We start from the raw sequence: 19,994 nt of genomic DNA, 5'->3' as shown, positions 1-19,994 counted from the left end.
CCGGTGCGGCGCCCGCTCCGTCAGGCCGCCGGCCCGGAGGCCCGGGCCGGACGGCGGGCCCTGATCAGGACGTGCCCCGAGGCGAGGTCGATCGGGCCGCGGCCCGGATCGTGGCCGCCCTCCTCCACCCGGGTGTTCTCCAGCCGCCTGCGCTCGTCCTCGGCGTGCCGGCGCCCGGGGCTGAACAGCTCCTCGATCAGGTTGAACATCAACTGACCTCCAGCTTCAGGATGCGGTCGTCGTCCTCGGCGGGCGTACCGCGCGAGTCGGTCTCACTGGTCACCAGCCACAGTCCGTCGCCGCCGTCGGAGACGACCGTCCGCAACCGCCCGTACTCACCCTCCAGGAACGCCTGCGGCTCCGCCACCCTTTCCGCGCCATCCAGTGGAACGCGCCACAGCCGCTCCCCGCGCAGCGCCGCCATCCACACCGAGCCCTCCGCGACGGCGATGCCGCTGGGGGAGGCGTCGGCGGGCCTCCACTGGGCGACCGGATCGGTGAAGCCCTCCTCGCCGGCCTCGCCCTCCACTTCCGGCCAGCCGTAGTTCCCGCCGGGCCGGATCAGATTGAGCTCGTCCCAGGTGTTCTGGCCGAACTCCGCCGCCCACAGCCGCTCCTCCGCGTCCCAGGCCAGCCCCTGGACGTTGCGGTGGCCCCAGGAGTAGACGACCGAGTCCGCATCGGGGTTGCCGCTGCCGGGCGGCTCGCCGTCCGGCGTCATGCGCAGGATCTTGCCGCCGAGCGACTCCCTGTCCTGGGCCAGGCTCCGGTCGCCGGAGTCGCCCGTGCCCGCGTAGAGCATCCGGTCCGGGCCGAAGGCGATCCGGCCGCCGTTGTGGATCATCCCCTTGGGGATGCCGCGGAGGACCGTGCTGGGCGCGCCGAGCCGGTTGCCCTCCTCCTCGTCGGCCTCGTAGAGCATGCGCACGATCCGGTTGTCGGAGGCGCTGGTGAAGTACGCGTAGACCTGGCGGTCCTCGGCGAAGTCGGGCGACACGGCGATGCCCAGCAGGCCGCCCTCGCCGCCCGGGTCGACCCCGGGCACCGAGCCCAGTTCGGAGACCTTCCCGCTCTCCGCGTCGACCAGCGAGATCGTGCCCTCGTCCCGGGAGGAGACCAGCAGGTCGCCGTCGGGCAGCGGCGCGAGCCCCCAGGGGGAGTCCAGCCCCTTCGCCACGGTGTCCACCACCTTCGCCGATCCCTCGGCGGGCGCGGGGGAGGAGCCGGGGGAGCGGGACCCGTCCGGGGAGGGGCCGGCGGTGGCGCCCGTACGGTCCGGGGACCCGGGCCCACCGTCGGACCCACCGCCGGACCCGCCGTCGGAGCAGCCCGCCGCGAGCAGGGCGAGCCCGGCGAGAGCCGCGGCGGCCACCCGCAGGGGCGGACGGGTGGGCGGTCGCACGGGCAGTGAGCGGCTTCGCACCATCAGCGCGCCTTTCGACTCGGGGCGGCTCTCGGCCGTCGGTGTGCGGACGGCCGGCCGGTGCGCGCGGCGCACGGCCGGCCCGTACACCCGACCGTACGACGGGGAGGCGCCGAGTGTTCCCGCCTCAGTCCCAGGAACCCTGCGCGGGGGGCAGCGCGGCGATCTCCGCCAGGTCCCGCGCGGTCAGTTCCAGCTCCGCCGCCGCGGCGTTCTCCACCGCCCAGCGCTCCTTCTTGGCGCCCGGCACCGGCACCACGTGCCGCCCCTGCGCCAGCAGCCAGGCCAGCGCCACCTGCGCCGGGGTGGCGCCGCCGTGCCGGGCGGCCACGCGCCGCAGACCGGCGACGATCGGCTGGTTGGCGGCCATCATCTCGGCCGTGAACCGCGGGTGCCGGGCGCGCACGTCGTCGCGCTCGAAGCCGCCGCCCGGGGTGAGGGTGCCGGTCAGGAAACCGTTGCCCAGCGGCATCGCCGCCAGAAAGCCGATCCCGCGCGCCTCGCACCACGGCAGCAGCGTCGCCAGCGCCTCCGGGGACCAGACCGACAGCTCGGCCTGCACGCAGCTCACCGGGAAGACCTGCTGCACCCGCTCCAGCTGCCGGACCGTCCCCGCGTACAGCGGCGCGCCCGCGCCGCGCCGCTGCGCCCGCGCGCCCACCGCGCACAGCCCCAGCGCACGCACCTTGCCGGCCGCGACCAGCTCGGCCATCGCGCCCCAGGTCTCCTCTATCGGCACCTCGGGGTCGGCGCGGTGGAGCTGGTAGAGGTCGATCACGTCGGTCTGCAGCCGGCGCAGCGAGGCGTCGCAGGCCCGCTTCACGTAGCCGGGGCGCCCGTTGGCGACGATGTGCTGCTCGCCGACGAGGAGGCCGCACTTGGTGGAGACGAACACGTCCGCGCGGCGCCGCCTCAGCACCCGGCCGAGCAGCAGCTCGTTGGTGAACGGCCCGTACATGTCGGCGGTGTCCAGCAGCGTCACCCCGTGGTCCAGCGCGGCGTGCACCGTGCGCAGCGAGGACTCGCCGTCCTGCTCGGACGTGGTGTAGGCCCAGTTCATCGGCATGCAGCCGAGCCCGATCGCGCCCACCTCCAGTGCCGCCGCACCGATTGTCCTGCGCTCCACCTGGACGTGCTCCCTCCTCGCCCCCGCGGGGTCGCCCCCCGTAGGGCGCTCCCAACCTAACGGGTGCCTCCCGGCGCCTCCGCACAGCCTCCGGATAGCCTCTGGCCATGGCTTCCGCAGATGTCTGGCTGCCCATCCCGCCCGCCGAGATAGGCGGTCTGCCCGAATCGCTCCGCTACGTCCACTGGGACGGCGAGGAGGAGTTCCCGGCCGACCCCGCGGACTGCGTCTTCTACGCCGTTCCCTACCTGAGGGGTCCGGCCGTCGCCGTACGCCCGCTGGCGCACATGCCGAACGTGCGGGTGGTGCAGACGCTCACCGCCGGCATCGACCACGTGCAGCCCGCCGTACCGCAACTGCCCCGGGGCGCGCTGCTGTGCAACGCCCGCGGCGTCCACGACGCGAGCACCGCCGAACTGGCACTCACCCTCGCCCTCGCCTCGCTGCGCGGCATCCCCTCCTTCGTCCGCGCCCAGGACGCCGGGCAGTGGCGGCAGGGCTTCCGGCCGTCCCTCGCCGACCGGACGGCGCTGATCGTCGGCTACGGCTCCATCGGCGCCGCCCTCGAGGACCGGCTGGAGCCCTTCGAGCCGGCGGCGGTCCACCGGGTGGCCCGCACCGCCCGCACCACGCCGCGCGGCCCGGTGCACACCCCGGCCGACCTGCCCCGGCTGCTGCCCGAGGCCGACGTGGTCTTCCTGACCACCCCGCTCACCGACGCCACCCGCGGTCTGGTGGACGGGGACTTCCTGGCCCGGATGAAGGACGGCGCGCTGCTGGTGAACGTCGCCCGCGGGGCCGTGGTGGACACCGGCGCGCTGCTGGCGGAGCTGGAGTCCGGGCGGCTGCGGGCCGCGCTCGACGTCACCGACCCCGAGCCGCTGCCCGCCGACCACCCGCTGTGGAGGGCGCCCGGCACCCTGATCACGCCCCACGTCGGGGGCTCGACGTCCGCGTTCCTGCCGCGCGTCAGGCGGCTGCTGCGCTCCCAGTTGCGGAGCTTCGCGGCGGGGGAGGGCCTGGAGCACGTCGTCGCCACGGCCGGGTGACGGCCGCAGGGAGGGAGGGCGCGGGAGAGGGCGCGGGAGCGGGCGAGGGAGAGGGGACGCACGGGCGCGGGGCGGGTGGTGTAGGCGCGGTGGGCCGCCCTCACCGCTCCTTGCACGCTCCGGATACGAGTGGCTGCGGATTGTATCGGCAATTCCTCCATCAGTCACGCTGCGTAGAGAGGCTATGTCCCTGAGTGACTGACCTGGTGTATCGTCCGGTCGGGGGTGTACCAGACCAGCGAGGGGGGACGGGCGACATGCACGGCCACCGGACGAACCGCCGGACGCACGAGCGGCGTCGAGCACGGCCCCGATCCACGGGATGCGGGGCGCCGACCGGCCGACCGCGCCCGGGGGCGACACGATGAACACCCGGGGAACGGGACTTCCGTACTTTCCGCGCTTCCCGCGGCTGCCCCGCCCGGCCCGGCGGCGCGGCGGAACGGACGCCGCCGGCCGGCCGGTGCTCTCCCGGCTCGTACTGGCCGCCGTGTGCGGGGCGTACGCGGTGGGCGCGGCGCTGGGCTGGGGATCGGCGACGGTGGCGCTGTTCATGGGCGACTTCGGGCTGAGCGCGGCGGCCTTCGTCGCCGCCGGCTCCTGCCTGCACTACGCCCGCACCCACCCCGGCTCCCCGTTCCGGCCCGCCTGGGTGCTGTTCGGCGTCTCCTCGGCGATGGCCGGGCTCGGCAACGGGATCTGGGGCTGGTACGAGGTCGTGCTGGGCCTGCCCGTGCCCAGCCCCTCGGCCGCCGACTTCTGCTTCCTGCTCTTCGCGCCCCCGTCCATCATCGGGCTGCTGGTCCTCGCCAAACGGCCGGTCACCCGGGCGGGCTGGATCTGCCTCGTCCTGGACGCCTGGCTGATCGGCGGCTCGCTGCTCACCCTCTCCTGGAGCCTGGCGCTGGACCACCCCTCGTACTGGCAGGGCGAGTCCGTCTCCCTGGTGGCCCTCTCCCTGGCCTACCCCCTGATGGACATCGTGCTGATCAGCATGGTCCTCGCCCTGCACTTCCGCCGCTCGGCCGCCCACCGGTCCGCCGTCAACACGGTCATCGGGGCCCTCGCCCTCACCGTGCTCTGCGACGCCCTGTTCACCTCGCCCCTGCTGCGGGAGAACTACTCCTCCGGCCAGCTCCTCGACGCCGGCTGGTTCGCCGGCTCCCTGCTGCTCGCGCACGCCCCCTGGGTCGGCGGCCGGGAGGGCGCCGTCCGCCGGGACGGGCGGCCCGGCCCCCTCCGCCCGGCGGTCCGGCCGCCCGCCCCGGCGAACGGCGCCATGACCGGCTCGCTGGCCGCCCTCACGCCGTACCTGGCGGCCGCCGTGTGCACCCTGGGGATCCTCTACAACGTCCGCGACGGCGGGGCCATCGACCGGGTGGTGCTGCTGACCGGCTGCACCGTCGTGCTGGCCCTGGTGGTGCGGCAGGGCATCATGCTGCTGGACAACATCCACCTCGCCCAGGAACTGGCCCAGAAGGAGAACCACTTCCGGTCCCTGGTGCAGGGGTCCAGCGACGTCATCATGATCGCCTCCCCGGCCGGGATGCTGCGCTACGTCTCCCCGGCCGCCGCCGGCGTCTACGGCCGCGAGCCGGACAGGCTGGTCGGCTCCGAACTCGCCTCCCTCATCCATCCCGAGGACCTCGGCCGCGTCCTGCACGAGGTGCGCCGCTTCCTGGCCACCCCGCCCGACGAGGAGCCCTCCACCCGCATCGAGTGCCGCATCCGGCACGCCTCGGGCCGCTGGCTCAACGTCGAGTCCACGGTCAACCGCTACCAGGGCGGCCTGATCTTCAACAGCCGCGACGTGACCGAACGGGTGCGGCTCCAGGCGCAGCTCCAGCACAACGCCTCCCACGACCCGCTGACCGACCTGCCCAACCGCGCGCTGTTCACCGAGCGCGTCCGCCAGGCGCTCGGCGGACGCCGCCGGGGGGACGCCGAGGCCGGCCACACGGCGGTCCTCTACATCGACCTCGACGGCTTCAAGGCGGTCAACGACACCATCGGCCACCAGGCGGGGGACGAACTGCTGGTCCAGGCGGCCCGCCGCCTGAGGGAGGCCGTACGGGCCGGGGACACCGCGGCCCGGCTCGGCGGCGACGAGTTCGCCGCGCTCATCGTCGGCGACGGGAGGTGCGACCGGGCCGAGCGCGAGTACCGCGTCCTGGAGATCGCCGAACGGCTGCGCACCACCCTCTCCCGGCCCTACCGCGTCGAGGGCGGCGAGGCGCGCGTCGCCGCCTCCATCGGCGTGGCCTTCGCCGAGCCCGGCGTGACCCCGGCCGTCCTGATGCGCCACGCCGACCTGGCGATGTACCGGGCCAAGCAGGCGGGCAAGAACCGCGTCGAGCTGTACGCCTCGCAGCCGCAGGCCGAGGCCGTCCGCCGCGCGGAGCTGACCACCGACCGGCTGCGCGGCGCGCTGGCCGAGAGCGAGTTCGCGCTGCTCCACCAGCCCGTGGTCGAGCTCTCCAGCGGAAAGATCACCTCGGTCGTCGCCCAGGCCCGCAGGCGCTCCGCCCGGGGCGTGCCGTTCCCGCCCGGCGAGCCCCCGCACGCCCCGCAGACCCAGTACGCCCCGCAGTACGGCCCGCGCGCGCAGCACGTCCCGGCCGCCGCGGGCGCCCGCGGGGACACCGGCGCCGAGACGGCCCGGTGGCTGCTGCGCAGGGCGGTCGAGCAGGCCGCCGAGCGCTATCGCGCGGGCTACTGCGTACCGGTGTCCGTACGGCTGGACGCGTGCCGCCTCACCGACCGGTCCACCACGCCGGCCGCCGTCGAGGCGCTGCTGTCCCGGCACGGGCTGCCGCCCGACGCCCTCGTCCTGGAGCTGGCCGACACCGATCCGCGTGTCTCCCTGGACGAGTTGGAGCTGTGGGTCACGGCGCTGCGGCGGATCGGCGTCGGCATCGCCCTGGACGGCTTCGGCGGCGCGCGCCCCGGCCTCGCCGCGCTCCGCAGGCTCCCCGCCGACATGCTGAGACTGGACCGCGCCCTGGTCGACGGCGTGGTGGAGTCCTCCCGGGTGCGCAAAATCACCTCCGGGCTGCTGCGGATCGCCGACGACCTCGGCATGCTCTCCGTCGCCGACGGGGTGGACCTGCCCGAACAGGCCGCGGCGCTGCGCGCGATGGGCTGCACCCACGCCCAGGGGGCGGCCTTCTCCAAGCCGCTGGACGAGCACCGGCTCAGGCACGCCCTGGCCCGCGGGAGCTACCCCGTCTCCGGCGGGGAGCAGCACGTCCCGGGCGGCGGCCGCTCGGTGGTGGTCGCCGGTTCGCTGCCCGTACGCAGGAGCGGAGCGGCCGGACCCGATCCGGTGACGCATCCTCCCCTGCGCCCGAATAGTGAGACGTCCGTCCCACCCACTTGACACCTCAGGCGCCACGGGAGGAAGGTCAGTGCCATGCGCACCCGAATTCTCGTACTTGGACAGCGCGTCGACTGACACGGGGCACGACCGCCCCGTGGACGACATCGACGCGCTCCCCTCGCTTGCCTGACGGCACGAGGGGTTTTTTGTTGCACCAGTACCAGCAGCGCTCGAGCGCGACCGACTCACAGCCACCCACAACGAGCGTCAAACCCTCACTCTCCGAGAAGAGATTGCGATGACCGAGCAGGCCACCGGGGCCCCCCGCCCGCAGCCGCGGGCCCGTACCGGCGGAGCGCAGCCGCAGCCCGCCACCGTCGAGCACGTCACGGGCGCCCAGTCCCTCATCCGTTCTCTCGAGGAAGTCGGCGCCGACACGGTATTCGGCATTCCCGGCGGCGCCATCCTGCCCGCCTACGACCCGATGATGGACTCCTCCCGGGTGCGCCACGTCCTCGTGCGCCACGAGCAGGGCGCGGGCCACGCCGCCACCGGCTACGCCCAGGCCACCGGCAGGGTCGGCGTCTGCATGGCCACGTCCGGCCCCGGCGCCACCAATCTGGTCACCCCCATCGCCGACGCGCACATGGACTCCGTCCCGCTGGTCGCGATCACCGGCCAGGTGGCCTCCAAGGCGATCGGCACCGACGCCTTCCAGGAAGCCGACATCTGCGGCATCACCATGCCGATCACCAAGCACAACTACCTGGTCACCGACCCGGCCGAGATCCCGCGGGTGATCGCCGAGGCGTTCCACATCGCCTCCACCGGCCGCCCCGGCCCGGTTCTGGTGGACATCGCCAAGGACGCCCTCCAGGCCCGGACGACCTTCTCCTGGCCCCCCACCGCCGAACTGCCCGGCTACCGCCCGGTCACCAAGCCGCACGCCAAGCAGATCCGCGAGGCCGCCCGGCTGATCACCGAGGCGAGCCGCCCGGTGCTGTACGTCGGCGGCGGCGTCCTGAAGGCCGGGGCCACCACCGAGCTGAAGGTGCTCGCCGAGCTGACCGGCGCCCCCGTCACCACCACCCTGATGGCGCTGGGGGCCTTCCCCGACAGCCACCCGCAGCACCTGGGCATGCCCGGCATGCACGGCACCGTCGCCGCCGTCACCGCCCTGCAGAAGGCCGACCTCATCGTCGCGCTCGGCGCCCGCTTCGACGACCGCGTCACCGGCAGGCTGGACTCCTTCGCGCCGTACGCCAAGATCGTGCACGCCGACATCGACCCGGCCGAGATCGGCAAGAACCGCGCGGCCGACGTCCCGATCGTCGGCGACGCCCGCGAGGTCATCGCCGACCTGATCGTGGCCGTCCGCGCCGAGCACGAGGCGGGCCACACCGGCGACCACACCGAGTGGTGGCAGCAGCTCGACCGCTGGCGCGAGACGTACCCGCTGGGCTACGACCACCCCGAGGACGGCTCCCTGGCCCCGCAGCAGGTCATCGAGCGCATCGGCGCCCTGGCCCCCGAGGGCACGGTCTTCGCCGCCGGCGTGGGCCAGCACCAGATGTGGGCCGCCCACTTCATCCGGTACGAGAAGCCCGCCACCTGGCTGAACTCCGGCGGTCTGGGCACCATGGGCTACGCCGTCCCGGCCGCGCTCGGCGCCAAGGCCGGCGTCCCGGACCGCACCGTCTGGGCCATCGACGGCGACGGCTGCTTCCAGATGACCAACCAGGAGCTGGTCACAGCCGCCCTCAACGGCATCCCGATCAAGGTCGCGATCATCAACAACGGCGCGCTGGGGATGGTCCGCCAGTGGCAGACCCTCTTCTACAACCAGCGCTACTCCAACACCGTGCTGCACAGCGGCCCGGACGCCGTCGCCCCCGAGAACAGGGGCACCCGCGTCCCGGACTTCGTGAAACTGGCGGAGGCCATGGGCTGCGTCGGCATCCGCTGCGAGGACCCCGCCCAGCTCGACGCGGTGATCGAGAAGGCCAACTCCATCAACGACCGCCCCGTCGTCGTGGACTTCATCGTCCACGAGGACGCGATGGTCTGGCCGATGGTCGCGGCAGGCACCTCCAACGACGAGGTCATGGCGGCGCGCGGCGTCCGCCCCGACTTCGGCGACAGCGACGACTGAGAACCCAGAGGAACCCGAGGAACGGACCACGCCCGATGTCCAAGCACACGCTCTCCGTCCTGGTGGAGAACACCCCCGGCATCCTCGCCCGGATCGCCGCGCTGTTCTCCCGCCGCGGTTTCAACATCGACTCGCTCGCCGTCGGAGTCACCGAGCACCCCGACATCTCCCGCATCACCATCGTGGTGAACGTCGAGGACCTCCCGCTGGAGCAGGTGACCAAGCAGCTCAACAAGCTCGTCAACGTGCTGAAGATCGTCGAGCTGGAGCCGGGGTCCGCCGTCCAGCGCGAACTCGTCCTGGTGAAGGTCCGCGCCGACAACGAGACCCGCTCGCAGATCGTCGAGATCGTCCAGCTCTTCCGCGCCAAGACCGTCGACGTCTCCCCGGAGGCCGTCACCATCGAGGCGACCGGCAGCAGCGACAAGCTGGAGGCCATGCTGAAGATGCTGGAGCAGTTCGGCATCAAGGAACTGGTCCAGTCCGGCACGATCGCGATCGGCCGCGGCGCGAGGTCGATCACCGACCGTTCGCTGCGCGCGCTCGACCGGACCGCATAGCGAGACCCCAGCCCGTCCCCGCCCGCACCGGCATACGGTGGCCCCGGCGGCGGTCCCGGGGACGGGCCCCGCACCCCCGGCCCGTACGGCAAGACCCCCGTACGGCAAGAACAACAAGGAGATACCCCAAGTGGCCGAGCTGTTCTACGACGACGACGCCGACCTGTCCATCATCCAGGGCCGCAAGGTCGCGGTCCTCGGTTACGGCAGCCAGGGCCACGCCCACGCCCTGTCCCTGCGCGACTCGGGAGTCGACGTCCGCGTCGGCCTCCCCGAGGGCTCCAAGTCCCGGGCGAAGGCCGAGGAGCAGGGGCTGCGCGTGGTGACCCCGGCCGAGGCCGCCGCCGAGGCCGACGTGATCATGGTCCTGGTGCCGGACCCGATCCAGGCCAAGGTCTACGAGGAGTCCATCGCCCCGAACCTCAAGGACGGCGACGCCCTCTTCTTCGGCCACGGCTTCAACATCCGCTTCGGCTTCATCAAGCCCCCGGCCGGCGTGGACGTCTGCATGGTCGCCCCCAAGGGCCCGGGCCACCTGGTCCGCCGCCAGTTCGAGGAGGGCCGCGGCGTGCCGTGCATCGCGGCGGTCGAGCAGGACGCCACGGGCAACGCCTTCCCGCTGGCCCTGTCGTACGCCAAGGGCATCGGCGGCACCCGGGCCGGCGTCATCAAGACCACCTTCACCGAGGAGACCGAGACCGACCTGTTCGGCGAGCAGGCCGTCCTGTGCGGCGGTGCCTCGGCGCTGGTCAAGGCGGGCTTCGAGACCCTGACCGAGGCCGGCTACCAGCCGGAGATCGCGTACTTCGAGTGCCTCCACGAGCTGAAGCTGATCGTGGACCTGATGTACGAGGGCGGCCTGGAGAAGATGCGCTGGTCGATCTCCGAGACCGCCGAGTGGGGCGACTACGTCACCGGCCCGCGGATCATCAACGAGAACACCAAGGCCGAGATGAAGAAGGTCCTCGCCGAGATCCAGGACGGCACCTTCGCCAGGAACTGGATGGCCGAGTACAACGCGGGCCTGCCGAAGTACAACGAGTACAAGAAGGCCGACTCCGACCACCTGCTGGAGACCACCGGCCGCGAGCTGCGCAAGCTCATGAGCTGGGTCAACGACGAGGACTGAGCACGGCGCCGGACCGGCCCCGTCCGGTCCGGGTCCGCAGCCGGCCGCGGCGGCCCGCGGGCGGGGCGGGCGGCTCCGGTGATCCCCCACCGGGGCCGCCCCTCCGCCGATACACTGCACACACAAGCGCGTCACAGGCTCACAGCGTCGTGCGTCTCCACGCGGCTGCCCACCTCCACCGCCCTCGGCCGTCGGGACGCGGCCGTCCTCCCCCGTGGCCCTCCGGCGCACGGGAGGGGCCCCCAGGACCAGTGAGGACTGAAGACCGAAGTGAGCAAACCCGTAGTACTCATCGCCGAAGAACTCTCCCCGGCCACGGTCGACGCCCTTGGCCCGGACTTCGAGATCCGGCACTGCAACGGAGCCGACCGAGCCGAGCTCCTCCCCGCCATCGCCGACGTCGACGCGATCCTGGTGCGCAGCGCCACCAAGGTCGACGCCGAGGCCATCGCCGCCGCCCGGCGGCTGAAGGTCATCGCCCGCGCGGGAGTCGGCCTCGACAACGTCGACGTCTCCGCCGCCACCAAGGCCGGCGTGATGGTCGTCAACGCGCCGACCTCCAACATCGTCACCGCCGCCGAGCTGGCCTGCGGTCTGCTGGTCGCCACCGCCCGCAACATCCCGCAGGCCAACAGCGCGCTGAAGAACGGCGAGTGGAAGCGCAGCAAGTACACCGGCGTCGAGCTGTCGGAGAAGACCCTCGGCGTCGTCGGCCTCGGCCGCATCGGCGTCCTGGTCGCCCAGCGGATGTCCGCCTTCGGCATGAAGATCGTGGCCTACGACCCCTACGTGCAGCCCGCGCGGGCCGCGCAGATGGGCGTCAAGCTGCTCTCCCTGGACGAGCTGCTGGAGGTCTCGGACTTCATCACCGTCCACCTGCCCAAGACCCCCGAGACGCTGGGCCTGATCGGCGACGAGGCGCTCCACAAGGTCAAGCCGACCGTGCGGATCGTCAACGCCGCGCGCGGCGGCATCGTCGACGAGGCGGCGCTGCTGTCGGCCCTGAAGGAGGGCCGGGTCGCGGGCGCGGGCCTGGACGTGTACGCCACCGAGCCGTGCACGGACTCCCCGCTGTTCGCCTTCGACAACGTCGTGTGCACCCCGCACCTGGGCGCCTCCACCGGCGAGGCCCAGGAGAAGGCGGGCATCGCGGTCGCCCGCTCGGTGCGGCTGGCGCTCGCCGGCGAGCTGGTCCCCGACGCGGTCAACGTCCAGGGCGGTGTGATCGCCGAGGAGGTGCGGCCCGGACTGCCGCTGGCCGAGCGGCTGGGGCGGATCTTCACCGCGCTGGCGGGCGAGGTCGCCGTCCGGCTCGACGTCGAGGTCTACGGCGAGATCACCCAGCACGACGTCAAGGTGCTCGAACTCTCCGCGCTCAAGGGCGTCTTCGAGGACGTCGTCGACGAGACGGTCAGCTACGTCAACGCCCCGCTGTTCGCGCAGGAGCGCGGCGTGGAGGTCCGGCTGACCACCAGCTCGGAGTCCCCGGAGCACCGCAACGTGGTGACCGTGCGCGGCACCCTCGGCAACGGCGAGGAGGTCTCGGTCTCGGGCACCCTGTCCGGCCCCAAGCACCTCCAGAAGATCGTCGCCGTCGGCGAGTACGACGTCGACCTGGCGCTGGCCGAGCACATGGCCTTCCTGCGGTACGCCGACCGCCCCGGCGTGGTCGGCACCGTCGGCCGCATCCTGGGCGAGGCCGGCATCAACATCGCCGGCATGCAGGTCTCCCGCGCGGAGGAGGGCGGCGAGGCGCTGGTCGCCCTCACCGTGGACGGCACCATCCCGCCCCCGGTGCTCGCCGAGATCGCGGACGAGATCGGTGCCACCTCGGCCCGCATCGTCAACCTGGAGGACTGATTTCCGGTCCCTCCTCCGGGTGAACTCCTCGGAGGGAATCCGGTGAACGGCACGGCGGCCCCGGCGCGGACATCCGCGCCGGGGCCGCCGCGTTCCGCGGCGCCGGGGCCGGGGAGCGCGGCCCGGCCCCCTCCAGCCTCCCGGCCTCTCGGCTCCCCTCGGCCCCTCGGCCCGTCACCCCCGGACCAGCCGTGCCGCCTTCAGCGCCATGTGCAGCAGCAGCCGGTCCTCGCCGTCGTCCAGGTCGAGGCCGGTGAGCTGTTCCACCCGCGACAGCCGGTAGTACAGCGTCTGCCGGTGGATGCCCAGCCGCGCCGCCGTACGGCCCGCCTGCCCCGCGCAGTCCAGGAACGCCTCGGCGGTACGGGCCATCTCCCGGCGGCCGGGCTCCAGCAGCGCCCGCACCGACGGGTCCGGTGCGCCGGCCGCGGAGGAGCCCGGGGAGCCGGGGGAGTCCGGGAAACCCGGGGAACCCGGAGGAGGGGCCAGCGCGGCCAGCATCCGGTACGGCCCGATCCGGTCCCACCGCGCCACCGGCCCCAGCCTGCTCTCCGCCCGCGCCGCCCGCGCCGCGGCCAGCGCCTGCCGCCAGGCGCCGGGCACCCCGCCCAGCCCCGTGCAGGGCTCGCCGATCCCCGCCGCCGCGCCGGCGCGCGGCGAGCGCAGCAGCCGCTCGGCGGCGGTACGGGCCGGGTCGACACCGCCGGGCGAGCGCAGCCGCACCAGGACGGCGAGCCCCGCGCCCCGTACCGCGCACACCGCGACCGCGCCGGGGATCCCGGGCGCCGCCGCGGACCCGCCGTCCGCCTCCTCCCACGGCACCACGGCCACCATCGCCAGCGGCCCCGCCGCCACGGACCCCAGCTCTCCGGCCAGTTCGGCCTCCGCGACCTCCACGGCCGCCCGGTGCCCCGGCGCCGCGGTGAGCAGGGCGCGCAGCAGATCGCCCAGACGCGCGCCCGCCCGGGACTCGGCGGCCAGCAGCGAGCCGATGCGGTCGGCGACGGCCCGTACGTCCGCGAGCCGGGGATCGGACAGCTCCAGCGCCCCGTCGTCCAGCAGCCAGATGTAGCCCAGCACCACGCCGCCGTGCCGCACCGGCACGCAGATCCGCCCCCGGAGCACCCCCGCCGACGGGTCCGGGGGAATCCGTACGGGCTCCACCGCCCGGGTGATGCCGAAGCTCTCGAACCAGGCCCGCACCCGCGCGGTCGAGCGGCGCTGGAGGATCGAGCGGGTGCGCACCGGGTCCATCAGCAGGGCCCCGTCCTCTCCGTCCTCCCCGTCCCCGTCGCCCTCGTGGGCCCCGAAGGCGATCAGCCCGAAGTCGCGGTTCTCCAGCGTCGCGGGCGTGCCGAGGAGGGCGGTCACCTCGTCGATCAGCACCTGGTAGTCCTCGCGCACCGTTCCGCGCCGCCTTTCTCCCCTCGTCCGCAGTACCCCGCGGACACCGCCATTGTCATACAGATGTCTGAGATCCGGCCCACGGAAGCGTGACAGCTGTCGATGGCGGGAAAGCGGAGCGATCCTTAGTTTCGACGGTGGCTTTCCAGCCGTTCGACCACCGTCAGAGAACCACCCGTGGAGGTGCCCCGTGCTGGGACCCGTGCTCCTCGCGGCCGCGCGCAGCGACAGCATCCGCCGCGTCGTCTCGGCCGCACCGGTCACCCGCCCCGTGGTGGACCGCTTCATCGCCGGAGAGCGACTCGACCAGGCCATGGCGACCGTCCGCTCCCTGGCCGGCCGGGGTCTGGAGGTCACCCTCGACCACCTGGGCGAGGACGTCACCGACCGTACCGAGGCCCTGCGCGCCCGCGACGCCTACCTCGCCCTGGCCGAGGCCCTGCGGGAGGCCGGCCTGGGGGTGCGGGCCGAGATGTCGGTGAAGCTCTCCGCCTTCGGACAGGCCCTGCCGGGCGGCGACGACATCGCGTACGCCAACGTCCTGCCGGTGGTGGAGGCCGCCGCCGAGGCGGGCACGACCGTCACCCTGGACATGGAGGACCACACCACGGTCGACTCCACCCTGGCCATCCTGGCCGCGCTGCGCGAGCGCTTCCCCGCCACCGGCGCCGTACTCCAGTCCTACCTGTACCGCACCGAGGACGACTGCCGCGCCCTGGCCGGCGAGGGCTCCCGGGTGCGCCTGGTCAAGGGCGCCTACAAGGAGCCCGCCTCCGTGGCCCTCCAGGACAAGCACGAGGTGGACCGGGCGTACGTCCGCTGCCTGCGGATCCTGATGGCGGGCGAGGGCTACCCGATGATCGGCTCCCACGACCCGCGGATGGTGGCCATCGCCCAGGAGCTGGCCCGCGGCGCCGGCCGCAAGCCGGACGAGTACGAGTTCCAGATGCTGTACGGCATCCGCACCGCCGAGCAGGAGCGGCTGGCCGGCGCCGGCCACCGGATGCGCGTGTACGTCCCGTACGGCACCGACTGGTACGGGTACTTCATGCGGCGCCTGGCCGAGCGCCCCGCCAACCTGGCGTTCTTCCTGCGCTCGCTGGCCACCAGAGGCTGAGCGGGGCGCGACCGCGCGCCGCGGCACCCCGCACCGCGCGCCGCCCGTCCGGCACACGACGTACGACGACACGACCGACCCCTCGAAGGAGACACGGCTCATGGACGCTGTGACCCAGGTCCCCACGCCGGTGAACGAGCCGGTGCACACCTACGCACCCGGCACGCCGGAGCGCGCCCGTCTCGAAACCAGGCTCAAGGAGCTGGCCGAGAACCCGATCGACCTGACGATGACCATCGGCGGGGAGCGGCGCCTCGGCGGCGGCGAGCGCTTCGACGTCGTACAGCCCCACAACCACAAGGCGGTGCTGGGCACCGCCGCCCACGCCACCCGGCAGGACGCGCAGGACGCCATCGACGCGGCGCTGGCCGCCGCCCCGATGTGGCGCTCGCTCTCCTTCGACGACCGCGCCGCGGTCTTCCTGCGCGCGGCCGAGCTGCTGGCCGGCCCCTGGCGCGAGACGCTGGCCGCCTCCACCATGCTGGGCCAGTCCAAGACGGCGCAGCAGGCGGAGATCGACACCCCCTGCGAGCTGGTCGACTTCTGGCGCTTCAACGTCCACTACGCCCGTCAGATCCTGGCCGAGCAGCCGGTGGCCAACTCCCCGGGCGTGTGGAACCGCATGGACCACCGTCCGCTGGAGGGCTTCGTCTACGCGATCACGCCCTTCAACTTCACCGCCATCGCGGGCAACCTCCCCACCGCCCCGGCGCTGATGGGCAACGTGGTCATCTGGAAGCCGTCCCCGACGCAGACGCACGCCGCCGTGCTGCTGATGCGGCTGCTGGAGGAGGCGGGGCTGCCGGCGGGCGTCATCAACCTGCTGACCGGTGACGGCAAGGAGGTCTCGGAGGTGGCGCTGGCCCACCCCGAGCTGGCCGGCATCCACTTCACCGGTTCGACGAAGACCTTCCAGTACCTGTGGAAGACGGTCGGGAACAACATCGAGAACTACAGGACCTACCCGCGACTGGTCGGCGAGACCGGCGGCAAGGACTTCATCGTCGCCCACCCCTCGGCCGACCCGGCGGTGCTGAGGACCGCGATGACCCGCGGCGCCTTCGAGTACCAGGGCCAGAAGTGCTCGGCCGCCTCGCGCGCCTACGTGCCGCGCTCCATCTGGGAGAACGGCTTCAAGGAGGAGTTCACGGCCGAGGTCGACGGCCTGACCATGGGCGACGTCACCGATCTGTCGAACTTCATGGGCGCCGTCATCGACGAGCGCGCCTTCGCCAAGAACAAGGCCGCCATCGACCGCGCGAAGTCCGACCCGGCCTGCGAGATCGTCGCCGGCGGCAGCTACGACGACAGCGTCGGCTACTTCGTCCGCCCGACCGTCATCACCTGCACCGACCCGGCGAGCGAGGTCTTCTGGCAGGAGTACTTCGGCCCGATCCTGGCCGTGCACGTCTACGACGACGCGGACTACGACAAGGTGCTGGAGCAGATGGAGGCGGTCGCCCCGTACGGCCTGACCGGCTGCGTCATCGCCCAGGACCGCGCCGCCGCGGCGCACGCCTGCGAGGTGCTGCGCTTCGCCGCGGGCAACTTCTACATCAACGACAAGCCCACCGGCGCCGTCGTCGGCCAGCAGCCCTTCGGCGGGGGCCGCGCCTCGGGCACCAACGACAAGGCGGGCTCCAAGCAGAACCTGGTGCGCTGGACGTCCACCCGCTCCATCAAGGAGAACCTGATCCCGCCGACCGACTACCGCTACCCCCACATGGGCTGAACCCTCCTCGACGGCCCATGAGCGGCGCCCCCGCCCGGATCCCCCGGGCGGGGGCGCCGTCGTGCGCGGGGCCGGGCGCCGCAGGCCGGCGACCGCCCCCGGCCGCGGGGCCCGCCGCGCGGCCGGGGGCGGTCGAGCTCTCGCTCGAACGGGTGGAGTGCGCGGTGTCACAGTGACGAAACCGCAGCTCAGGGAGGGTGCCGTCTCAGATAGTAGGAAGGCCAACTAATCGGCGGGACATTACAGCTTTCAGCCCTTACTTTGGTAGGAGCCGAACGTCTCGCTCCATCAGCGAATGGCGGATGAGGCGCCGTGCCCGTCGCAGGTGACCCCTGCCGCACCGGTCGCCCCCGCCGCTTACGGCGCGTTGGGAATCCCTCCTCTTTCCATCCTCCGGTTCCGTTCCCCCCAAGGGAGTTCGATCATGGACGAGACCGCACGCCGCCGTGCCCGTCACACCGCCCGCAACCACCACGACGACGCCGACCGCCGCAACGCGGCCGCCGCCCTCCAGAGGGCCCTGGACCGCCGCGACAACGGCGGTGCCACCGGCCACTGAGCCGGACCGCCGCGCGAGCCGCGGCCGGAACCGAGAGTCCCGGCCGCGGCTCGGGCGGCGCTCGCGCGGCGGTGGGGCGCCCGGTCCGCATCGCGGACAGTGCGTGTCATCTCCTGGGACGAGCGGTAGGGTCCCTCCCATGTCTCGCAGCATCGACCTCGCAGTGATCCCCGGTGACGGCATCGGCCGGGAAGTCGTGGCCCAGGGCCTGAAGGTCCTGTCCGCCGTCCTCCCGCAGGACGTGAAGCTGCAGACACGGGAGTACGACCTCGGCGCGGAGCGCTGGCACGCCACGGGAGAGACCCTGCCGGACGCGGAGCTGGAGCAGCTCAAGGGGCACGACGCCATCCTGCTCGGCGCGATCGGCGCCCCCTCGGTCCCCTCCGGCGTACTGGAGCGCGGACTGCTGCTCAAGCTGCGCTTCGCCTTCGACCACTACGTCAACCTGCGTCCCTCGAAGCTCTTCCCGAACACCGGGACGCCGCTCGCGGGCCGCCCGGACATCGACTTCGTCGTCGTCCGCGAGGGCACCGAGGGCCCGTACACCGGCAACGGCGGCTCCCTGCGCACCGGCACCCCGGCCGAGGTGGCCACCGAGGTCAGCGTGAACACCGCCTACGGCGTGGAGCGCGTGGTGCGGGACGCCTACGAGCGGGCGAAGGCCCGGCCGCGCAGGAAGCTCACGCTGGTCCACAAGAACAACGTCCTCGTGCACGCCGGCCACCTGTGGAAGAACATCTTCGACCGGGTCGGCGAGGAGTATCCCGAGGTCACCACTGACTACCTGCACGTGGACGCCGCGACGATCTTCTTCGTCACCCAGCCCGAGCGCTTCGACGTGATCGTCACCGACAACCTCTTCGGCGACATCCTCACCGACCTCGCCGCCGCCGTCACCGGCGGCATCGGACTGGCCGCCTCGGGGAACATCAACCCCACCGGCGCCTTCCCGTCGATGTTCGAGCCGGTCCACGGCTCCGCGCCCGACATCGCCGGCACCGGCAAGGCCGACCCCACGGCGACGATCCTGTCCGTCGCGCTGATGCTGCGGCACCTGGGCCACGAGCCCGAGGCGGCCCGCATCGAGGACGCGGTCTCGGCCGACCTCGCGGAGCGCTCCGCCGCCCGCACCACCGACGAGATCGGCGACGCCCTCGCGGCGCGAGTAGCCGGCTGACGTCCGGCCGTACGCTCCGTCCGGCCGGGCCGCAGGCGCCCGGCCGCTGGGCTACTCGGCGGTTGGGTGCGACCATCTACCACCAGGACCGCCCACCCGTGACCCCCCACGCGGTCTCCCGTACCCGATAATCGGACGTGGGGCCGCCGTATGCAGGGAAGCTCGGACGTCCTAGTACCACGGGGACGACGGGAGCGCGGTCCGCCACGACACCCAGTGAAGGACGCGCTCACCATGACGACGCCCCGTATCGAATTCGACCTCAAGCCCTCCGCGCAGCTGCTGCCCGCCGCGGAGCGCGAGGCGGTGCTCGCCAGCCCCGGCTTCGGCCGCCACTTCACCGACCACATGGTCACGATCCGGTGGACCGAGGGCCGCGGCTGGCACGACGCGCAGCTCCAGCCGTACGCCCCGCTCCAGATGGACCCGGCGAACATGACGCTGCACTACGCCCAGACGATCTTCGAGGGTCTGAAGGCGTACCGCCAGGCCGACGGCTCGGTCGCCGTCTTCCGCCCGGACGCCAACGCCCGGCGCTTCCAGCGGTCCGCGCGCCGGCTGGCGATGCCCGAGCTGCCGGTGGAGACCTTCGTCGAGGCCTGCGACCTGCTCGTGCAGCAGGACGAGGCGTGGGTGCCCAGCCAGGCCGAGCAGTCGCTGTACCTGCGGCCCTTCATGTTCGCCGCCGAGGTCGGGCTCGGCGTCAAGCCCGCGAACGAGTACCTGTTCATGGTGATCGCCTCGCCCGCCGGCGCCTACTTCCCGCGCGGCGTCAGGCCCGTCTCGGTCTGGCTGTCGCAGGAGTACGTGCGCGCCGCCCCCGGCGGCACGGGCGAGGCGAAGACGGGCGGCAACTACGCGGCCTCCCTCGTCGCCCAGGCGGAGGCCGCCGAGCACGGCTGCGACCAGGTGGTCTGGCTGGACGCCGGCGAGCGCCGCTGGATCGAGGAGATGGGCGGCATGAACATGTACTTCGTGTTCGGCTCGGGCAGGGACGCCACCATCGTCACCCCCAAGCTGACCGGCACCCTGCTGCCCGGCATCACCCGCGACTCGCTGCTGACCATCGCCTCCGACCTGGGCTACCGCACCGAGGAGCGGCTCATCTCCGTCGACGACTGGCGGGAGGGCAACGCCGACGGCTCGATCACCGAGGTGTTCGCGTGCGGCACCGCGGCCGTCATCACCCCGGTCGGCGCGGTGAAGTCCGCCGCCGGCGAATGGACCGTCGGCGACGGCGAGCCGGGCGGGATCACGATGGAGCTGCGCGAGGCGCTGCTCGCCGTCCAGACCGGCCGCGCGGAGGACCGGCACGGCTGGATGCACCGGCTGACCTGAGTCCGGACCGGCGGGTGCGGGAGGGCCGGGACGCCCCCGGCCCTCCCGC

General features: G+C 73.1%; 15 protein-coding genes. 11 read left to right on the top strand and 4 right to left on the bottom strand.

Annotation, left to right across the window (positions count from 1 at the left end; translation table 11 throughout):
• Positions 1–20 precede the first annotated feature (20 nt).
• The 3 genes from QC029_RS21515 to QC029_RS21505 all read right to left on the bottom strand — a co-directional run bounded on the left by QC029_RS21515 (position 21) and on the right by QC029_RS21505 (position 2,549).
• Complete coding sequence (locus tag QC029_RS21515) at positions 21–209, bottom strand: DUF6191 domain-containing protein (RefSeq protein WP_279557374.1); 189 nt, start codon at positions 207–209, stop codon at positions 21–23.
• Complete coding sequence (locus QC029_RS21510) at positions 209–1,426, bottom strand: sorbosone dehydrogenase family protein (protein ID WP_279557373.1); 1,218 nt, start codon at positions 1,424–1,426, stop codon at positions 209–211. The genes QC029_RS21515 and QC029_RS21510 overlap by 1 nt, the downstream gene beginning before the upstream one ends.
• A gap of 124 nt (positions 1,427–1,550) precedes the next feature.
• Entirely contained in the window at positions 1,551–2,549 is a 999-nt protein-coding gene (locus QC029_RS21505) for an aldo/keto reductase (protein WP_279557372.1), read from the bottom strand.
• A gap of 107 nt (positions 2,550–2,656) precedes the next feature.
• On the opposite strand from QC029_RS21505, the gene QC029_RS21500 reads away from it, so the two are divergent.
• The 6 genes from QC029_RS21500 to serA all read left to right on the top strand — a co-directional run bounded on the left by QC029_RS21500 (position 2,657) and on the right by serA (position 12,618).
• On the top strand, positions 2,657–3,598 hold the full coding sequence (locus QC029_RS21500) for a 2-hydroxyacid dehydrogenase (protein ID WP_279557371.1): 942 nt from the start codon (positions 2,657–2,659) through the stop codon (positions 3,596–3,598).
• Between the two features lie 364 nt (positions 3,599–3,962).
• Entirely contained in the window at positions 3,963–6,977 is a 3,015-nt protein-coding gene (locus QC029_RS21495) for a diguanylate cyclase (RefSeq protein WP_279557370.1), read from the top strand.
• Between the two features lie 238 nt (positions 6,978–7,215).
• Complete coding sequence (locus QC029_RS21490; RefSeq protein WP_279557369.1) at positions 7,216–9,069, top strand: acetolactate synthase large subunit; 1,854 nt, start codon at positions 7,216–7,218, stop codon at positions 9,067–9,069.
• Positions 9,070–9,104: 35 nt separating this feature from the next.
• A complete protein-coding gene (gene ilvN, locus QC029_RS21485; protein WP_279557368.1) occupies positions 9,105–9,629 on the top strand; it encodes an acetolactate synthase small subunit in 525 nt (174 codons plus the stop codon).
• Between the two features lie 130 nt (positions 9,630–9,759).
• Positions 9,760–10,758 carry a ketol-acid reductoisomerase gene (gene ilvC, locus QC029_RS21480; RefSeq protein ID WP_279557367.1) on the top strand — a complete coding sequence of 333 codons (999 nt, stop codon included), beginning with the start codon at positions 9,760–9,762 and terminating at the stop codon, positions 10,756–10,758.
• Positions 10,759–11,028: 270 nt separating this feature from the next.
• Positions 11,029–12,618: a phosphoglycerate dehydrogenase gene (serA, locus tag QC029_RS21475; RefSeq protein WP_279557366.1), complete on the top strand. Its 1,590-nt coding sequence runs from the start codon at positions 11,029–11,031 to the stop codon at positions 12,616–12,618.
• Positions 12,619–12,792: 174 nt separating this feature from the next.
• Here the strand turns inward: serA and QC029_RS21470 are convergent, their stop codons facing one another.
• Positions 12,793–14,022, bottom strand: a complete 1,230-nt coding sequence (locus QC029_RS21470; protein ID WP_279557365.1) for a CdaR family transcriptional regulator — start codon at positions 14,020–14,022, stop codon at positions 12,793–12,795.
• A gap of 190 nt (positions 14,023–14,212) precedes the next feature.
• On the opposite strand from QC029_RS21470, the gene QC029_RS21465 reads away from it, so the two are divergent.
• The 5 genes from QC029_RS21465 to QC029_RS21445 all read left to right on the top strand — a co-directional run bounded on the left by QC029_RS21465 (position 14,213) and on the right by QC029_RS21445 (position 19,945).
• On the top strand, positions 14,213–15,139 hold the full coding sequence (locus QC029_RS21465; RefSeq protein WP_279557364.1) for a proline dehydrogenase family protein: 927 nt from the start codon (positions 14,213–14,215) through the stop codon (positions 15,137–15,139).
• Positions 15,140–15,239: 100 nt separating this feature from the next.
• Positions 15,240–16,871, top strand: a complete 1,632-nt coding sequence (pruA, locus tag QC029_RS21460; protein ID WP_279557363.1) for an L-glutamate gamma-semialdehyde dehydrogenase — start codon at positions 15,240–15,242, stop codon at positions 16,869–16,871.
• A 424-nt stretch (positions 16,872–17,295) separates the two neighbouring features.
• The gene (locus tag QC029_RS21455) at positions 17,296–17,430 is read left to right on the top strand and encodes a hypothetical protein (RefSeq protein ID WP_279557362.1); all 135 of its coding nucleotides are present in this window, start codon (positions 17,296–17,298) and stop codon (positions 17,428–17,430) included.
• Positions 17,431–17,569: 139 nt separating this feature from the next.
• Positions 17,570–18,607: a 3-isopropylmalate dehydrogenase gene (locus QC029_RS21450; protein WP_279557361.1), complete on the top strand. Its 1,038-nt coding sequence runs from the start codon at positions 17,570–17,572 to the stop codon at positions 18,605–18,607.
• Between the two features lie 234 nt (positions 18,608–18,841).
• The gene (locus QC029_RS21445; RefSeq protein ID WP_279557360.1) at positions 18,842–19,945 is read left to right on the top strand and encodes a branched-chain amino acid aminotransferase; all 1,104 of its coding nucleotides are present in this window, start codon (positions 18,842–18,844) and stop codon (positions 19,943–19,945) included.
• Positions 19,946–19,994 lie beyond the last annotated feature (49 nt).

The organism is Streptomyces sp. DH37 (assembly GCF_029813835.1).
Lineage (GTDB): Bacteria > Actinomycetota > Actinomycetes > Streptomycetales > Streptomycetaceae > Streptomyces.
This window is presented reverse-complemented; position numbering and strand designations above follow the sequence as displayed.

Bases quoted from the DNA above. Each gene is read 5' to 3' on its own strand.
- QC029_RS21515 (WP_279557374.1), bottom strand. From the start codon at position 209: ATGTTCAACCTGATCGAGGAGCTGTTCAGCCCCGGGCGCCGGCACGCC.
- QC029_RS21510 (WP_279557373.1), bottom strand. From the start codon at position 1,426: ATGGTGCGAAGCCGCTCACTGCCCGTGCGACCGCCCACCCGTCCGCCC.
- QC029_RS21500 (WP_279557371.1), top strand. From the start codon at position 2,657: ATGGCTTCCGCAGATGTCTGGCTGCCCATCCCGCCCGCCGAGATAGGC.
- QC029_RS21495 (WP_279557370.1), top strand. From the start codon at position 3,963: ATGAACACCCGGGGAACGGGACTTCCGTACTTTCCGCGCTTCCCGCGG.
- QC029_RS21490 (WP_279557369.1), top strand. From the start codon at position 7,216: ATGACCGAGCAGGCCACCGGGGCCCCCCGCCCGCAGCCGCGGGCCCGT.
- ilvN (WP_279557368.1), top strand. From the start codon at position 9,105: ATGTCCAAGCACACGCTCTCCGTCCTGGTGGAGAACACCCCCGGCATC.
- pruA (WP_279557363.1), top strand. From the start codon at position 15,240: ATGGACGCTGTGACCCAGGTCCCCACGCCGGTGAACGAGCCGGTGCAC.
- QC029_RS21455 (WP_279557362.1), top strand. From the start codon at position 17,296: ATGGACGAGACCGCACGCCGCCGTGCCCGTCACACCGCCCGCAACCAC.
- QC029_RS21450 (WP_279557361.1), top strand. From the start codon at position 17,570: ATGTCTCGCAGCATCGACCTCGCAGTGATCCCCGGTGACGGCATCGGC.
- QC029_RS21445 (WP_279557360.1), top strand. From the start codon at position 18,842: ATGACGACGCCCCGTATCGAATTCGACCTCAAGCCCTCCGCGCAGCTG.